Raw genomic sequence first — 17,079 nt, forward strand, 5'->3', positions numbered from 1 at the left:
GCTACGTCGCCTCCCGCAGCCGTTTCACCCGCCGTATGCGCGGTTCGCGGTCGATCTCCGCTTCGGCCTTGATCGACTGGCGCAGTTCGTCGCGCTTTTCGTGGATCGAGGCGATCACCGGGCCCATCGCGACGCCCAGATCGACCAGCACCGCCTCCGACAATTGCAGCGAGCTTTCGAGCGTTTCCGGCACCGCATCGGTCACACCGGCGCGGTACAATTCCGCCGCATGCTGCGGATCGCGCGCGCGGGCGATGATCGGCAGCTCGGGGGCAAGCGCGCGCATGCGCCGCGCCAGCCGCACGGTCAGCACCGGATCGTCCATCGTCAGGATGAGCGCGCGCGCGCGGGCGAGGTCCAGCCGGTCGATCAGCTCGGCGCGCGCGACGTCGCCGAACAGCACCGGATGCCCCGCCCGCCGCGCATCGGCGACATTGTCAATGTCGGCATCCACCGCGAGATAGCGCTGGCCGTGGATCTTCAGCATGTCCGCAACCATCCGCCCGACGCGCCCGAAGCCGATCACCACCGTCCCCGGCCCCTCGCCATCGTCGATCGGTCCCGCGTCGATCGGCGCGCGATCGATGCCGCGCGACAGGCGCTGCCCCGCCTTGGCGAGCAAGGGCGTGATCGTCAGGCCGATCGCGGTGACGGTCTGCCAGAAGGCGGCGGTGGAGGGCAGGATCAGCTGCGCCTGCGCCGCGGTGGCGAGCACGATCAGTGTTGTCTCCGACGGGCTGCCCATCAGCAGCCCCGTTTCGGCGGCGATCCCACGCCCGGTCTGCGCGACGCGCAGCAGTAGGAAGGTGACCACCGCCTTCACCCCCACCACCGCCACGACCGCGGTCAGCAGCGCCGGCCAATTGTCGAGCACCTCGCGCAGGTTCACGCTCATGCCGACGGTGATCAGGAACACACCGAGCGCCAGCCCCTTGAACGGCGCGGTCATCACCTCGACCTCGGTGTGATATTCCGTCTCGGCGATCAGCAGCCCGGCGAGCAGCGCGCCGACGATCGGCGACAGCCCCGCCGCGGTCGTCGCGACGCTGGCGACGATGACGACCAGCAGCGATGCCGCGAGGAACAGCTCCGGGCTCTTCGTCCGCGCCGCCTGCGCGAACAAGCGCGGCAGCACCAGCCGCCCGCCAAGGTACATCACGACCACCGTCGCCGCCCCGCGCAGCGCGACGCCGGCGATGCCGACCCAGCCTTCGTCGCTCGCGGTCGGCGCCATCGCGCCGAGGGCAAAGATGATCGGGACCAGCGCCAGATCCTCGAACAAGAGCATCGCGAACGCGCCGCGCCCGACTGGGCTCGTCGTCCCCACCAGCGGCAGCACGAGCGCGGTCGACGATAGTGCCAGCGCGAGGCCCAGCCCCGCCGCGCCCGCCCAATCCTGCCCCAGCAGATGCACCGCGATCGCGATCAGCACCGCCGATCCGATCAGCTCGGCCGGCCCGGTGCCGAACACCTGCGCGCGCATCGCCCACAGCCGCTTGAACGACAGCTCCAGCCCGATCGAGAACAGCAGCAGGATGATGCCGAATTCCGCGAACGGTTCGATCGAATGCGGGTTGGATATGGTGAGATAATAGAGCCACGGCGCCTGTGTGGTCAGCTGTCCCAGCCCGAACGGCCCGACCAGCATCCCCACCAGAATGAAGCCGATGACGGGGCTCACCCGAAATCGCGCAAAGGCAGGGATCACAAGCCCCGCCGCCCCCAGGATCACCAGCGCGTCGCTGAACCCCGCATTATCCAGTCCGATCGCCATGAGGGCGACTGTAGGGACCTTAGGCCATTTGTCAGCCCCTCGATGGCGTTTCTACCCTCTGGCAACATATCGTCATTCCCGCGCTGCGCCCCTCGCAAGAAAGCCGTCATTCCCGCGAAGGCGGGAATCCAGACTGGCTGGCCGTGCGGCTCCATCGCTGCCGTCAGCGGTTATGGATTCCCGCCTTCGCGGGAATGACGGTTGGGGGAGGGCAGGAGGCCACTCCCCCTCATTCGTCATCCCGGCGAACGCCGGGATCCATGGACACGATGACGCCGGGGTAGCGCGCATCGTCGGCCGCCCAGCTCCATCGATCCCGGCATTCGCCGGGATGACGGGGAGGGCGTCTCACGCCGCCAGCTTGAAATCCTTGAACTGCTCCCGCAGCGCCGTCTTCAGCAGCTTGCCCGTCGCAGTGTGCGGCAGGCTGTCGACGAACACCACCGCGTCGGGCAGCCACCATTTCGCCACCGCGCCCTTCAGATGCTCGACGATCTCGCGCTCGCTCACCTCGCTGCCCGGCTTGCGGACCACCACCAGCAGCGGGCGTTCGTCCCACTTCGGATGCGCGATGCCGATCGCCGCCGCCTCGGCCACGCCCGGACAGCCGACCGCGGCATTTTCCAGCTCGACCGAGCTGATCCATTCGCCACCCGACTTGATCACGTCCTTCGACCGATCGGTGATCTGCATCGTGCCGTCCGGATGCAGCACCGCGACGTCGCCGGTGTCGAACCAGCCGTCCGCGTCGATCGCATCCGTCTCCGCACCGTAATAGCGTTTCACCACCCACGGCCCGCGGATGTGCAGCCGACCGGCGCTGGTGCCGTCGCGCGGCAGGTGCCGCCCCTCGTCATCGATCACCGCCAGTTCGACGCCATAGGGGATGCGGCCCTGCTTGGTCAGCACGTCGAGCTTCGCATCCTCCGACCAGTCGTTCCAGTCGGGCGGCGGCGCCGCGGCGGTCGCGACGGGCGAGGTTTCGGTCATGCCCCATAGATGCTTGACGTCGACGCCCATGCCCATCAGCCGCGCGATCATGGCGCGCGGCGCCGCGGACCCGCCGATCGTCGCCATGCGCAGATGGCGCGGGCTCTCGCCGGTCGCATCGGCATAAGCGAACATCGCCAGCCACACTGTCGGCACGCCCGACGATATCGTCACGCGCTCCTCGTTCATCAGGCTGCACAGCACCTTGGGGTCGTTGACCGCGGAGAAGACCAGCTTCGTCCCCGCCATCGGCGCCGCGAACGGCGTGCCCCAGGCGGCGGCATGGAACAGCGGCACCACCGGCAGCAGCACGTCGGCCGACGACAATCCCAGCACCGCCGGCGACGACGCCAGCATCGCATGCAGCACGGTCGAGCGATGTTCGTACAGCACGCCCTTGGGGTTACCCGTCGTGCCGCTGGTATAGCAGAGCATGCACGGGTCGCGTTCCGATCCGGTTGCCCAGGCATAGTCGTCGTCTTCCGCGGCGATCAGCGCGGCGAAACTGTCCGGACCGTCGCCATCCATCACCACATAATGCTCGATCGTCGGCCATTGCCCGCGCAGCCGGTCGACGATCGGCTGGAAGGCGCGATCGTAGAACAGCACCCGGTCCTCGGCATGGTTGGCGATATAGACCAGCTGGTCGTCGAACAGCCGCGGGTTGATCGTATGGACGACGCCGCCCATGCCGATCGTGCCGTACCAGGCGATCAGGTGGTGTGCATGGTTCATCGCCAGCGTCGCGATCCGGTCACCCGCGCGCATGCCCAGCCGTTCCAGCGCCCGCGCCAACCGCCGCGAATCGCGCGCGACGCCCTGCCAGTCGGTCCGCGTCTGGCTGCCGTCCGCCCAATGCGTCACGATTTCGCGCGTGGGATGTTCGCTCGCCGCGTGATCGAGCAGCGTCGATACCCTGAGTTCGAAATCCTGCATGCCGCCCAGCATCCGTGGCTCCTCTCAGTCCGTGCACATCCGTGCGCCTCTTGCCGAAGCGGACCATACCCGAGACAGGAGCGAGGGCAAGATGGCCGATGTGACGAAGAATTGCCGGCGGCGGGTGGGGGAGGCTGGCAGGGGCGGCTGATTGCCACGCCTCTCCGTCACCCCGGACTTGATCCGGGGTCCCGCTAAGACCGTTTTTCAAAGCGGGATGCCCGCCTAGGCAGAGGTGACGGGGCATAGCCGCGGCCAAGGCATCGCAAGTCTGACCCGGTCCGGGGGACCGTACGGCATCAGTCGAATGGAGGGACGGGAACGACATACTCCCTAACCGAGCGCACCGCGTACCGCCCCCTCCGTCACCGCTTCGCGGCGCCACCTCCCCCTGGCGGGGGAGGACTTGGAGGAGCTTGATTCTCAGGGACCACCGCCGATCGCGATGACACACGCCCGGTTACCGTCATCGTCGATCAGCCGAAGGTCGCGAAGGGGGCAATTCCTCCCCCGCTAGGGGGGGGGACCGTTCGGCGCCAGCCGAATGGTGGAGGGGGAGGGCACGGCACGCGCCCTTACTGAACGCACCGCTCACCGCCCCCTCCGTCACCGCTAACGCTGCGCCACCTCCCCCTTGCGGGGGAGGATTTGGACGCCCCTAATTCCCCGACACCGTCGTCGACTGCGGCGACACGCGCCCGTTCACCGCGATCGCCGTCGCGGGCCGTGCGTTCATCCGCACCGCCGCGGCGCCCGGCAGGCCGGGAAAGCGCGGCCACATGCCCTGTGCCAGCGCAGACCGGCTCACCGACGCCTTGCGACCGCCCTGCGCCTCATACATCCAGTAATTGCGCAGCACGGTGGTCACGTATCCGCGCGTCTCCCAATAGGGGATGCTCTCGATATAGAGCAGCGGATCGCCGTTATCGTGGACGATCGCATTCCAGTCGCCCACCGGGCGCGGACCCGCGTTATAGGCGGCGATCACCTTGGGCAGCAGCCCGCCCGTCACGCCCGCCATGTCGCGCAGCCGCTCCAGATGGCGCTGGCCGATGTCCATATTCGTCGCCGGCTTGGTCAGCGCGCTTTTGTCGACGGTATAGCCGCTCTCGCGCATGTAATCGGTCGCGGCGGCGGGCATGATCTGCATCAGGCCATAGGCGCCGGCGGGGCTGACGACCTTGTTGCGGAAGCCGCTTTCCTCCAGCGTATGGGCATAGACCAGCGCCTTGTCGACGCGCCAGCCGCTGGTCGGCGTCCAGTTCGGCGTTGGATAGCGTGCCTCGGCGGCGGCGACGACGCCCTGCGGGCAGTTATGCGCCAGCCACACGGTGGTGGCCGGCAGGCTCAGCGCTTCCGCCACGCGCACTAGGCTGCCGAACTCGGACGGATCGCCGATCCGCGCCTGCTGGCGCACGACGCTGTCGGCCAGGTCGGTTTCGCCGATCTCGGTCAGCGCGGCGGCGACGCGGAGGTTGGGCCGCTTGTCGAGCCGCGCCCAGTCGGCGGCGACCACCTGCGTCTGCGGTCGGCCCTTGTCGCGGATCAGCAGCGCCTGTCGCGCCAGCTGGCCATAGAAGCTTTCGGAATATTGCGCGGCATTCTGCAGGCGCGGCTGCACCTTGTCGGGTCGTCCGCACACCATGTCGGCGCGCGATGCCCAATAGAGCGCGGCGGCACGCAGGTCGACGTCGGTCGCACGCGCGGCGACGCCTTCGAAGCCGGTGCCCGCTGCGGCGCAGTCGTTCTGCCGCCACGCCGACAGCGCCCCCATCCAGCGACCCTGCACCGCCCAGTCGCCCACGCCGTTCGCGGCCTTCGTCGCCATCGCCCGCGTGTTCAGGTCGTCGCCGGTCAGGAAATACATCCAGGCGATCTTCGCCTGCCATTCGGTCTGCGCCTCGGGCGTCAGGCCCGGGGTCGATTCGAGCAGCACCTGCGCCTCGGCGCCCTGATCGCCCTTGATATAGGGCTGCATCTTCACCGCCAGCTCCGCGGCGATTTCGTCGCTGCGGGTCGTCTTGGCGCGGACGCGACGCGGCGCGCCATCCTGCCAGATCAGTCGTTGCGCGACGGGCAGCGGCGGCAGCTCGCTCGCGCCGCGTACCTTGGCCAGCCGTGCCAGATCGGCGGCTTCGGGCAGCTCGGGCGCTTCGTTGAGCAGCGCGACCAGCGGCTCCAATTCGACCTTGGGCGATCCCTTGGCGGTATAGAGTTCGGCGCGGGCGATGGCGTGGAGCGGACCCGGCTTCATCGCGTCGAGGCCCATCTGCGCATCCTGCCAGCGGCCGTCGCGGATCGCTTGGAACACGGCGCGATACCCCTCGCGCTGCGCGCTATCCAGCTGGTCGGGAATGCGATCGTTGCGGCTGGCGGCGGTGATCCGGGCGTCGCCGCCTGCGGATGTACCGGGCTCGGCGGCGGAAGCGGCCTGCGGCACGGTCAGCGCGACGATCGCGGCCATCCCCAGTGCCGCTAGTCCTGGCGCCAGCATACGGGTCATGCGGACAAATTCCCCATCAGCAATTGCAGGTCCTTCCAGGCCTCGGCCTTCGCCGCGGGCTTCTCGATCAGGAAGCGCGGATGAAAGCTGGCGACCACGCCTGTCTTTCCCCGTCTATGGTTAAACGCGTGTAAAGACCCGCGCGTCCCGGGCATTTCCGCCCCCAAAATCGCACGGCTCGCCGCATTGCCCATCAGCAGCAGCCGTTTCGGCGCGACGAGGCCGATGTGGTGCTTGGCGATATCGGCCAGTTGCGTTTCCACCTCGCGCGGCATCCGCCCCGCCACGGGCCGCTTCGCGCACACCGAGGCTAGGTGGATCGTCTCGCGCGACAGGCCGATCGCGGCGAGCATGCGGTCGAACAGCCGCCCCGTCTCGCCGCTCATCAGTATGCCGGCGGCATCGTCGTCCTTGTCGGGGCAATCGACCAGCACCATCACCGCGGCATCCGCCGGGCCGGTCGCCGCGATCGACACGCCGCGCCATGCCACTTCGGGCACGGCATCGCCGCCGCGCCATGCGATGAAGTCGGCCAGTTCGGCGGGCATCGCCGGGGCCAGCTCCACCGGCGCGGCGGGGGAGGGCGCCCGCGCGAAGACCGGCGCGACCATCGGCTGGGTCAGCCAGTCGCGCGGATCCGCCTCGACGAGCGTGTCGACGCCCGCCTCCTGCCACCAGTCGAGCGCGCTCGCGAGGCTCTCATTCCAACTGTGATGCTGATCGGCCCCCACGTTTCTCTCTTTCTGTAGGTTGACGTTTTCGTCAACTTGTCCGATCGCGGTTCAGAGACGAGACGTTGTCGGCCTGCGCCTGACCGCTATCCCCCGGCGCCGACAACCGCAACCGTATCCGGGAGTGGATTGAAGATGACCCAGCGTGAATCGATGCCTTACGACGTGGTGATCGTCGGCGCCGGCCCGGCGGGCCTGTCGGCGGCGATCCGGTTCAAACAGGTGGCGGCCGAAAAGGGCGCGGACCTCAGCGTCTGCGTGCTCGAAAAGGGCTCGGAAGTCGGCGCGCATATTCTTTCGGGGGCGGTGATCGATCCGCGCAGCCTCGACGAACTGCTGCCCGACTGGCGCCAGGACTGCCCGCTCGCCGAAGTGCCGGTAACCGAAAACCTCCACTGGGTGCTGACGGAAAAGAAGAAGTCGATCCTGCCGCACGCGCTGACGCCGCCCTTCCTGCACAACAAGGGCACCTATACCGGCAGCCTCGGCAACCTGTGCCGCTGGCTCGCGGGCAAGGCCGAGGAACTCGGCGTCGAAATCTTCCCCGGCTTCGCCGCCGCCGAAATCCTGTTCGACGATCAGGGCCGGGTGATGGGCGTCGCGACCGGAGACATGGGCGTCGCGCGCGACGGCACGCACAAGCCCGATTATCAGCCCGGCCTCGAACTCCACGCCAAATATACCTTCTTCGCAGAGGGTTGCCGCGGACACCTCACAAAGGAAGTGATCCGTACCTTCGAGCTTGCGAAGGATAGCGACCCGCAGGTCTATGGCCTGGGCGTCAAGGAATTGTGGGATATCGACCCGGAGCTCCATCAGCCCGGCCGCGTCATCCACACGCAGGGCTGGCCCCTGGGCGACGACGCCAATGGCGGTGGCTGGCTGTACCATCAGGCGAACGGCCAGGTCAGCCTCGGCTTCGTCACCTGGCTCAACTATTCCAACCCCTACATCTCGCCCTTCCAGGAGATGCAGAAGTGGAAGACCCATCCGGAGATCGCCGCGATCCTGAAGGGCGCCAAGCGCGTCAGCTACGGCGCGCGCGCGATCAGCGACGGCGGGCTCCAGTCGATCCCGAAGCTCGTCTTCCCAGGCGGCGCGCTGATCGGCGACAGCGCCGGCTTCCTCAACGTGCCGCGCATCAAGGGCACGCATACCGCGATGAAGAGCGGCATGATGGCTGCCGAAGCCGCGGCCGACGCGATCCTGTCGCAGCGTCAGCATGACGAACTGGCCGCCTACCCCGAAGCGTTCGAGCACAGCTGGGTGAAGAAGGAGCTGTCGATCGTCCGCAACGTCGTGCCGCTGGTCAAGAAGTTCGGCGATTTCCTGGGGTCGGGCCTCGCCGGCATCACGATGTGGCTCGAACATTTCGGCCTCAAGATGCCCTTCACCCTGAAGCATCACCCCGATCACGAGACGCTGTGGCGTAAGGATCTGGTGAAGGCTCCGGTCTACCCGAAGCCCGATGGCGTCCTGACCTTCGACCGCCTGTCGTCGGTGTTCCTGTCGAACACCAACCACGAGGAGGACCAGCCTATCCATTTGACGCTGAAGGACCCCAACGTCCCTGTCGAATACGATCTGCCGCTCTACGACGAGCCCGCGCAACGCTATTGCCCGGCCGGCGTTTACGAGATCGTCGGGCAGGAGACGGGCGATCCCAAGTTCGTCATCAACGCGCAGAATTGCGTCCACTGCAAGACGTGCGACATCAAGGACCCCACGCAGAACATCAACTGGGTGGTGCCAGAGGGCGGTGGAGGCCCCAATTATCCCAATATGTAAGCGTCTGTTCCTCGCATCGGTTCTGAGCATCGCGGTCGCCGCGCCGGCTCAGGCCGATGCGGCACGCCGCGCCGATCCGGTCGCGGACTATATGCAGGCCCGCGTCGCCGATGCTGACGGTGATGTGGCGACGGCGATCGCCGGCTATGCCCGCGCGCTCGCCGCCCGGCCGACCGATACGACGGTGGCGCTAAGGGCGTATCGCGAAGCGCTCGCGGCCGGCGATATCCCGCTCGCCACGCGCGCCGCCGCGGTGCTGCGCAATCAGCCCGGCGCCCCTGCCGACCTCGCGCTGCTCCCCCTCGCGCTCGCCGCCGCGCGCAACGATGCGGCAGGCGCCGAGGCCGCCACACAGGCGCTCGCCCGCACGCCGCTGTCGGTGATGGTCCCGGCGCTTCGGGCGTGGATCGCCTACAGCCGCGGCGGAAATCCGAGCGGCCCGATCGTCGCCGCCAATGTCGGCAGCACGCCCGTCGCCCAGCGCCTCGCGGCCGAGACTGCGGCCTTGCTCCAGATCGCGATGGGCGACGTGCAGGGCGGCCTGCGCGGGGTGCAGGCGCTCCGCGAAACCGGATCGCCCGTCGATCTGCGCCTGTCTGCCGCGCAATTGCTGTTCGGCACCGGCCATCCCGACGAAGCGCGCGCGCTGCTCGCCGGTGACGACCCCGCGCTCGCCGCCCTCCGTCAGGGTTCCCCCGCCAAGCCGACGCTCGCTTATGGCGTCTCGCGCCTCCTCGCCCGCGTCGCCGGCGACCTCGTCGATCAGGACGTCGCGCCGCTGTCGATCGCGCTCACCCGCACTGCGCTCATCGCCTCGCCCGCCAACGATCGCGCCCGCCTGCTGCTCGCCCAGGCGCTGGCGGGGGAGGATGCGACCGATCAGGCGCTGGCGACGCTCGACGCCGTGCCCGCGTCCAGCCCCTTCGCCTCCACCGCCATCGCGGCGCGCATATCGATCCTCGCCCGCGCCGATCGCACCGCCGACGCGCTGGCACTCGCGCGCCGCGACGCCGAGCGCGCCGACGCCGGCCCCGCCGCCTGGCAGCTCTACGCCGACCAACTCACCACCGCCGGCAACAACGCCGAAGCCGCCCGCTGGTATCGCCGCATCGCCGAGGCGCAGCCCGCCGCGTGGAACGCCTGGCTGCAATATGGCGGCGCGCTGGAGCAGGCGGGCGATTGGCCCACCGCCCGCGCCGCGCTGCAAAAGGCGGTGGCGCTCGCGCCCGCCGAGCCGCTCGCGCTCAACTACCTCGGCTATGCGCAGGCCGAACGCCGCGTCGACGTTCCCGCCTCGATCGCGATGCTGCAACGCGCGCACGCCGCCAAGCCCGACGATGCCTCGATCGCCGATTCGCTTGGCTGGGCGCTGTTCATCAATGGCGACACCGCGCGCGCGCTGCCGCTGATCGAGCGCGCCGCCGAGGCGGAGCCGACGAATGCCGAAATCGCCGAACATCTCGGCGACGTCTATTGGGCGCTGGGCCGCCGCTACGAAGCCCGCTACGCGTGGCGCGCCGCGGCGTTGACCGCTCCGGCCCAGGATGCCGCGGCGCTCGCCACCCGGATTGCACAAGGCCCGCCCGCCCGATGATCGTCGAAGCTGCCCCCGCCAAGATCAACCTTGCGCTCCACGTCCGCCATCGCCGGCCGGACGGCTATCACGAGCTGGAAACGCTGTTCGCCTTCGCGGCCGATGGCGACACGGTGACCGTCGTACCCGCAGACACCGATAGCTTCGCCATCACCGGCCCGTTCGCCGCGGCGCTCGAGACGGCATCCGGCCCGAACCTCGTGGAAAAGGCCGCCGGCGCCTTCCGCGAGACGTTCGGCATCGCCGGGCATCACGCGATCACGCTCGACAAGCATCTCCCCATCGCCTCAGGGATAGGCGGCGGATCGGCCGACGCCGCCGCGACGCTGCGCGCGCTCGCCCGGCTCCACGCTATCGCCCGGCAGGACCCGCGCCTGTTCGTCCTCGCCGAAACGCTCGGCGCCGACGTGCCCGCCTGCCTTGATGGCCGCACCACCCTGGGCACGGGCAAGGGCGAGGCGCTGATCCCCATCGCCGGCCTCGCCGGCACGCCGCTGCTGCTCGTCAACCCCGGCGTCGCGGTCAGCACCGCCGCGGTCTTCGCCCGCTGGGACGGCACCGACCGCGGCGGTATCGCCGGGGAGGGCGACCTCCTCACCCGCGCCATCGCCGGCCGCAACGACCTGCAACCCGCCGCGCTCGCACTCGCCCCAGAGATCGCCGACGTCCTGTCGCTCCTCGAAGGAGCAGATGGCGTCCATCTGGCGCGCATGTCCGGCAGCGGCGCCACCTGCTTCGCCCTGTTCGCGGACGAAGCGGCACGAGACACCGCCCGCGACGCGGCCGCAGCCAAAGGCTGGTGGACCCTCGCCACGACCCTTACCTAAAAGGGCTATCCCTCCCGCTCTCCAACCGTCATCCCAGCGCAGGCTGGGATCTTATGTTTACAGCGCGCCACCATCGCCGAGAAAGACGCAAGCCTCCGCTGGGGTGACGCCAAAGGCTGCGAAAAGCCGCCGCTGGCACAAGCGCAACCCCTCCGCGTCCTCCGCGCCTCCGCGCGCAAAACCTCTTCGCGTCTTCGCGTCTTCGCGCGAACCATATCCACCAACCTTATGGCCCAGAACCAAAGTTCCCCTCTTGTTCTTATGGAACAAACATCGTACATACAGAACAGACGCGTTGCTCATGCCGCGCGCTTGCTCTAGCGAGGAACCCTCCCGATGGCCGCCAATCTGAAAGTGATCGACACCGGCATGGCAACCGCAAACGCAGATCGTCAAAAGGCGCTCGACGCCGCTCTCGCGCAGATTGACCGCGCCTTCGGCAAGGGCAGCGCGATGAAGCTCGGTCAGAAGGAAACGATGCAGGTCGAGGCGATCTCGACCGGCAGCCTCGGCCTCGACATTGCGCTCGGCGTCGGCGGCCTGCCGCGCGGCCGCGTGATCGAAGTCTATGGCCCTGAATCGTCGGGCAAGACGACGCTCGCGCTGCATGTCATCGCCGAAGCGCAGAAGAACGGCGGCACCGCTGCCTTCGTCGACGCCGAACATGCGCTCGATCCCGTCTATGCCAAGAAGCTGGGCGTCAACATCGACGAACTGATCGTGTCGCAGCCCGACACCGGCGAACAGGCGCTCGAAATCACCGACACGCTCGTCCGCTCGAACGCGATCGACGTGTTGGTGGTCGATTCGGTCGCCGCGCTGGTCCCCCGCGCCGAAATCGAGGGCGAGATGGGCGACAGCCACGTCGGCCTGCAGGCGCGCCTGATGTCGCAGTCGCTGCGCAAGCTCACCGGCTCGATCAGCCGCTCGCGCTGCATGGTGATCTTCATCAACCAGCTGCGCATGAAGATCGGCGTGATGTACGGCAACCCGGAAACCACGACGGGCGGCAACGCGCTGAAATTCTACGCCTCCGTCCGCCTCGACATCCGCCGCACCGGCGCGATCAAGGATCGCGAGGAAGTCACCGGCAACACCACGCGCGTGAAGGTGGTGAAGAACAAGGTCGCGCCGCCGTTCAAGCAGGTCGAATTCGACATCATGTACGGCGAGGGCATTTCGAAGATCGGCGAGATCCTCGACCTCGGCGTGAAGGCGGGCCTCGTCGAAAAGTCGGGCAGCTGGTTCTCCTATGATTCGGTGCGGATCGGGCAGGGGCGTGAGAACGCCAAGAATTACCTGCGCGAAAACCCCGAAATGGCCGACCGCCTCGAAAAGGCGATCCGCCAGCGCACCGAGAAGGTCGCCGAGGAAATGATGGCCGGCCCGGAAGCCGACGACGATCTGTGATCGCTGCGCCATCCGATCGGATGCTACGAGGGGGCTCGCCGGCAACGGCGGGCCCCTTTCGCATGGAGGTGCTCCGGACGATGACGTATCCTCCACTTCGTCCACTTCCACGCTCGTTTTGGCGGAAAATGGATTGGGGGCGTAATCAGTATCCCTCCTCACGCCTTGCACGCAGCCGGATGGGCGTGGCGGGTGTCGTTCCTGTCCGATCCGCATTCACCACGTCACCCCGGACTTGTTCCGGGGTCCACCGTGCGGCACGGGAAAGGTTGGAGGCTCAGGCCTCGCCCCCGCGGCTGGGTGGACCCCGGAACACGTCCTGGGTGACGCGGAGCAAGGGGCAGACGTGCGCCCACCCCATCACAACCGGACCCACCCCATGACCACCGCCGCAGACTGGACCGGCCGCGTCGGCCGCACCTGGGCCGCCGAATGGCAGCGCACCGACCGTTCCTTCGCCAACCTGTCCCCGCATCTCGACGCCGCGATCCGCAGCGCCGCTCCCGCCGGCCCCTTCCGCGCGATCGACATCGGCTGCGGCGCCGGCAACACCAGTCTCGCGCTCGCCGACGCCCGCCCCGACGCCACCGTGACCGGCCTGGACCTGTCCGCCGACCTGATCCGGATGGCGCGCACCCGCGCCGGCGACCGTGGCACCGTCACCTTCCATCATGGCGATGCCATTGCGATGGCCCCGCAACTCCCACCCGCCGACCTCATCGTCTCGCGCCACGGCGTCATGTTCTTCGCCGATCCCGTCGCCGCCTTCACTACGCTCCACGCTGCAGCCGCGCCGGGCGCCCGCCTCGTCTTCTCCTGCTTCCGCGACCGCAGCGACAATGTCTGGGCGTCCGATCTGATCGAGCAGGTCACCGGCACCCGCCCACAGCCCTCCGAAGGCTACGCCCCCGGACCCTTCGGGTTCGCCGACCGGACCGCCACCGCCGCGATCCTGACCCAGGCGGGCTGGACAGTCGACAGCGCCACCCGCATCGACTTTGCCTATATCGCCGGGGCCGGCCCCGATCCGGTCGCCGATGCTGCCGATTTCTTCCACCACATCGGCCCGCTCGCCTCGGCGCTCAAGGACGCCGCCGATCCATCGCTCGACGATCGGCTCAAATCGGCATTGCAGCGTTATACAGCCGACGGCATCGTCGCGCTCCCGGCCTCCGCCTGGATCTGGCGCGCGACCGCAACAGGGGAACAGCCATGATCATCGTCCACCATCTCGAAAACAGCCGGTCGCAGCGCGTGCTGTGGATGCTCGAGGAACTGGGCCTGCCCTATCAGGTCAAGCGCTACGAGCGGAACAAGACGACGATGCTCGCGCCGCCCGAGCTGAAGCAGGTCCACCCCTTGGGCAAGTCGCCCGTCATCGAGGATACGGACGGCGGCCACGTCATCGCCGAAACCGGTGCGATCGTCGAATATCTGGTCGAGAAGGCGGACGGCCGTCTGGGCGCGCCCGCGCACCGCGATTCGGCGCTCCGCTACCGCTTCTGGCTTCATTATGCCGAAGGCTCGCTGATGCCGCCGCTGCTGCTGAAGCTCGTCCTCAGCAAGGTGCCCCTGATGGGAAAGCCGGCAATGAAGCGCATCAAGCCGATGATCGACGTCCATCTCGACTATGTCGAATCGGAGCTGAAGCAGCGCCCGTGGTTCGCCGGCGACGCGATGACCGCCGCCGACATCATGATGAGCTTCCCGCTGGAAGCCGCGCGCAGCCGCGCCGGCCTCGATACCGCACGCCCGGCGACGATCGCCTGGCTGGAAAAGGTGCATGCCCGCCCGGCCTACCAGGCCGCGCTGGCGCAGGGCGGGCCCTACGCCTACGCCTGATCCCGGCTTTTAGTGCCTGAAGCTGGTGGCCGGCGGCAGCGCCGGCCCCTCCGCCACCGCCGGGTCGATCTCGGCCGGCTCGCGCGGATCGAAGCCGCCCTCCCACTTGGCGACGACGGAGGCCGCCACCGCATTGCCGATCACGTTGGTCGCGGTGCGGCCCATGTCGAGGAAATGGTCGATGGCCAGGATCAGCAGCAGCCCCGCCTCCGGAATGTCGAACACCGGCAGCACCGCGGCGATCACCACCAGGCTGGCCCGCGGCACGCCCGCAATGCCCTTGGACGAGATCATCAGGAACAGCAGCATCGCCACCTGCGTCCCCAGCGGCATGTCGATTCCATAGGCCTGGGCGATGAACAGCGACGCGAACGTCATGTAGATCATCGACCCGTCGAGGTTGAACGAATAGCCCAGCGGCAGGACGAAACTCGCGATCCGCGGCGGCACCCCGAACTTGTCGAGCGCCTCCAGCATCCGCGGATAGGCGGCTTCCGACGAGGCGGTGGTGAAGGCGACCAGCAGCGGCTCGCGAACGTAGCGGATCAGATCCTTGATCCGCGGCCCGATGACCAGGAACCCGACGCCGAGCAGCACCGCCCACAGGCACAGGAGCGCGAAATAGAAACTGCCCATGAAGAAGGCGAGCTGCCCGATCACCCCCGCACCGCGCTCGGCGAGCGTTGCGGTCACGGCGCAGAACACCGCCACCGGCGCGACACGCATCACATAGTCGGTGATCCGCAGCATGACGGCGACGAGGCCGTCGACCGCCCGCACCAGCGGCGCGCCACGCTCGCCGACCGCGGTCAGCGCGACGCCGACGAAGATCGAAAAGACGACGATCTGCAGGATCTCGTTGGTCGCCATCGCCTCGATCATCGATGCGGGGACGATATGCGTGATGAACTTGTCGAGGCTGAACGCCGCGGTCGCGACACCCGCATCGGTGCCGGCCGGCGGCAGCGCCAGGTTGATGCCGACGCCCGGATGGATCGCATTGACCAGCACCAGGCCGAGGCCGAGCGACACCAGGCTCGCGCCGATAAACCAGCCGATCGCCTTCGCCCCGACGCGCCCCAGCGCCGCGGTATCGCCCATCTGCGCAATGCCGCTGACCAGGGTCGCGAAGACGAGCGGCGCGATGATCATCTTGATCAGTCGCAGGAACACCGTCGTGCCGATGGTAAAATAGCCGGCGATCGCCTTCAGCCGCGCTGCGGCCTCCGGCGTACCGTCGTCCAGCCAGCCGTTCAGAATCAGGCCGGTAACGATGCCGAGCAACAGGCCGATAACAATAAACACAGTCAGCCGCTTGGCCATTCATTCCCTCCCGGATTCGCGCTTAAGGGAAGGGGATTGCGAGCGCCGGGTCAAGCGCCGTATCGTTTCGCGATGCCCTTCACCCCCTCGCGCCGCACGTTTCTCGCCGCGGCCGCCGCCACGCCGCTGCTGTCGTCGGCCATCCTCCGCGCTGCCGAACCCGACCTGTCGGCCCTCCGCGACATCACCACCGGCGCCCAGCCGATCGGTCCCGCCGAACACGCCCGCCGCCTGGCCCGCGCTCAGGCGCTGATGGCGCAGAACGACATCGGCGCCGTCCTGATCGAGCCGGGATCGTCGATGATCTACTTCACCGGCGTGCGCTGGGGGCGCAGCGAACGCCCTACGCTCGCCATCCTGCCCCGCGAAGGCCAGCCGCTGATCGTTACGCCGTTCTTCGAGGAACCTTCCGTCCGTCAGACGCTCGCCGTCCCCGCGGAGGTGCGCGTCTGGCAGGAAGACGGCAACGCGCTCGCCATCGTCGCCGGCTGGCTGAAGGAGCGCGGCCTCACCAACACCAAGATCGGCATCGAGGAAACCGTCCGCAGCTTCATCCCCGCCGACCTCGCCCGCTTCGCACCCGCCGCACGGCAAGTCAGCGCCAATCCGATCGTCCGCGGTTGCCGCATGGTGAAGACCCCGGCCGAACTCGCGCTGATGCAGACTGCGACCGACGTCACGCTGGCCGCCTATCGCTGGCTCGCGCCCCGGGTCGAAACCGGCATGACCGGTGCGGAGATCGGCGCACTGATGAACGCCGCGACGCGAAAGCTGGGCGGCGATCCCGAATTCGCCCTCGCTCTAATCGGCCCCGCCGCCGCACTGCCCCACGGCAGCCGCGAGGTATATCGCGTCACGCCGGGCGAAATCCTGCTGATGGACTGCGGTTGCACCGTGCAGGGCTATCAGTCCGACGTCTCGCGCACCTGGGTGCCGAAGGGCGCGCCCAGCGCAGACCACCGCAAGGTCTGGGATCAGGTCGCCCGCGGCCAGCAGGTCGCCTTCGCCGCCGCGAAGCTCGGCGCTACTGCGGGCAGCGTCGACGACGCCGTCCGCCGCTATTACACCGGCCTCGGCTACGGCCCCGACTATAAGCTCCCCGGCCTGTCGCACCGCACCGGTCACGGCATCGGCATGGACGGCCACGAGCCCGTCAATCTGGTCCACGGCGAAACGACTCGCCTCGCACCCGGCATGTGCTTCTCCAATGAACCGGGCCTCTACCTTCCCGGGAAGTTCGGCGTCCGCCTGGAAGACTGCTTTCACATGACATCCGACGGCCCCCGCTGGTTCAGCACGCCACCCCGTTCGATCGATCGGCCGTTCGGATGACACACGAACGACGCTTGAGGGGAGGGGCG

The 17,079-nt window shown here is 68.3% G+C and carries 12 protein-coding genes; 7 read left to right on the top strand and 5 right to left on the bottom strand.

Going from position 1 to position 17,079, the window contains the following annotated elements:
- Position 1 precedes the first annotated feature (1 nt).
- The 4 genes from ACP7A3_RS00785 to ACP7A3_RS00800 all read right to left on the bottom strand — a co-directional run bounded on the left by ACP7A3_RS00785 (position 2) and on the right by ACP7A3_RS00800 (position 6,934).
- Complete coding sequence (locus ACP7A3_RS00785; protein WP_017978896.1) at positions 2–1,774, bottom strand: cation:proton antiporter; 1,773 nt, start codon at positions 1,772–1,774, stop codon at positions 2–4.
- Between the two features lie 348 nt (positions 1,775–2,122).
- Positions 2,123–3,712, bottom strand: a complete 1,590-nt coding sequence (locus ACP7A3_RS00790) for a long-chain fatty acid--CoA ligase (protein ID WP_426254612.1) — start codon at positions 3,710–3,712, stop codon at positions 2,123–2,125.
- Between the two features lie 646 nt (positions 3,713–4,358).
- On the bottom strand, positions 4,359–6,164 hold the full coding sequence (locus ACP7A3_RS00795; protein WP_426254947.1) for a lytic transglycosylase domain-containing protein: 1,806 nt from the start codon (positions 6,162–6,164) through the stop codon (positions 4,359–4,361).
- 35 nt (positions 6,165–6,199) lie between these two features.
- A complete protein-coding gene (locus ACP7A3_RS00800) occupies positions 6,200–6,934 on the bottom strand; it encodes a uracil-DNA glycosylase (RefSeq protein ID WP_017978893.1) in 735 nt (244 codons plus the stop codon).
- A gap of 135 nt (positions 6,935–7,069) precedes the next feature.
- On the opposite strand from ACP7A3_RS00800, the gene ACP7A3_RS00805 reads away from it, so the two are divergent.
- From ACP7A3_RS00805 to ACP7A3_RS00830, 6 genes are all read left to right on the top strand, one after another.
- Complete coding sequence (locus ACP7A3_RS00805) at positions 7,070–8,722, top strand: electron transfer flavoprotein-ubiquinone oxidoreductase (protein WP_426254613.1); 1,653 nt, start codon at positions 7,070–7,072, stop codon at positions 8,720–8,722.
- A complete protein-coding gene (locus ACP7A3_RS00810) occupies positions 8,694–10,316 on the top strand; it encodes a tetratricopeptide repeat protein (RefSeq protein WP_426254614.1) in 1,623 nt (540 codons plus the stop codon). The genes ACP7A3_RS00805 and ACP7A3_RS00810 overlap by 29 nt, the downstream gene beginning before the upstream one ends.
- Positions 10,313–11,143 (top strand): 4-(cytidine 5'-diphospho)-2-C-methyl-D-erythritol kinase, encoded by an 831-nt coding sequence (locus tag ACP7A3_RS00815; RefSeq protein ID WP_426254615.1) that lies wholly within the window; start codon positions 10,313–10,315, stop codon positions 11,141–11,143. The genes ACP7A3_RS00810 and ACP7A3_RS00815 overlap by 4 nt, the downstream gene beginning before the upstream one ends.
- Positions 11,144–11,479: 336 nt before the next feature.
- Entirely contained in the window at positions 11,480–12,553 is a 1,074-nt protein-coding gene (recA, locus tag ACP7A3_RS00820; protein WP_017978889.1) for a recombinase RecA, read from the top strand.
- Between the two features lie 379 nt (positions 12,554–12,932).
- On the top strand, positions 12,933–13,769 hold the full coding sequence (locus ACP7A3_RS00825; protein ID WP_426254616.1) for a class I SAM-dependent methyltransferase: 837 nt from the start codon (positions 12,933–12,935) through the stop codon (positions 13,767–13,769).
- The gene (locus ACP7A3_RS00830; RefSeq protein WP_426254617.1) at positions 13,766–14,395 is read left to right on the top strand and encodes a glutathione S-transferase family protein; all 630 of its coding nucleotides are present in this window, start codon (positions 13,766–13,768) and stop codon (positions 14,393–14,395) included. Before ACP7A3_RS00825 ends, ACP7A3_RS00830 begins: the two co-directional genes overlap by 4 nt.
- A gap of 9 nt (positions 14,396–14,404) precedes the next feature.
- Here ACP7A3_RS00830 and ACP7A3_RS00835 read toward each other — a convergent pair whose 3' ends face one another.
- Positions 14,405–15,718 carry a dicarboxylate/amino acid:cation symporter gene (locus ACP7A3_RS00835; RefSeq protein ID WP_017978886.1) on the bottom strand — a complete coding sequence of 438 codons (1,314 nt, stop codon included), beginning with the start codon at positions 15,716–15,718 and terminating at the stop codon, positions 14,405–14,407.
- A gap of 72 nt (positions 15,719–15,790) precedes the next feature.
- On the opposite strand from ACP7A3_RS00835, the gene ACP7A3_RS00840 reads away from it, so the two are divergent.
- Entirely contained in the window at positions 15,791–17,050 is a 1,260-nt protein-coding gene (locus ACP7A3_RS00840; protein WP_426254618.1) for a M24 family metallopeptidase, read from the top strand.
- Positions 17,051–17,079: the final 29 nt, after the last annotated feature.

The sequence above is a fragment of the Sphingomonas sp. DC5200-1 genome, from assembly GCF_049897245.1.
GTDB lineage: Bacteria > Pseudomonadota > Alphaproteobacteria > Sphingomonadales > Sphingomonadaceae > Sphingomonas > Sphingomonas aquatilis.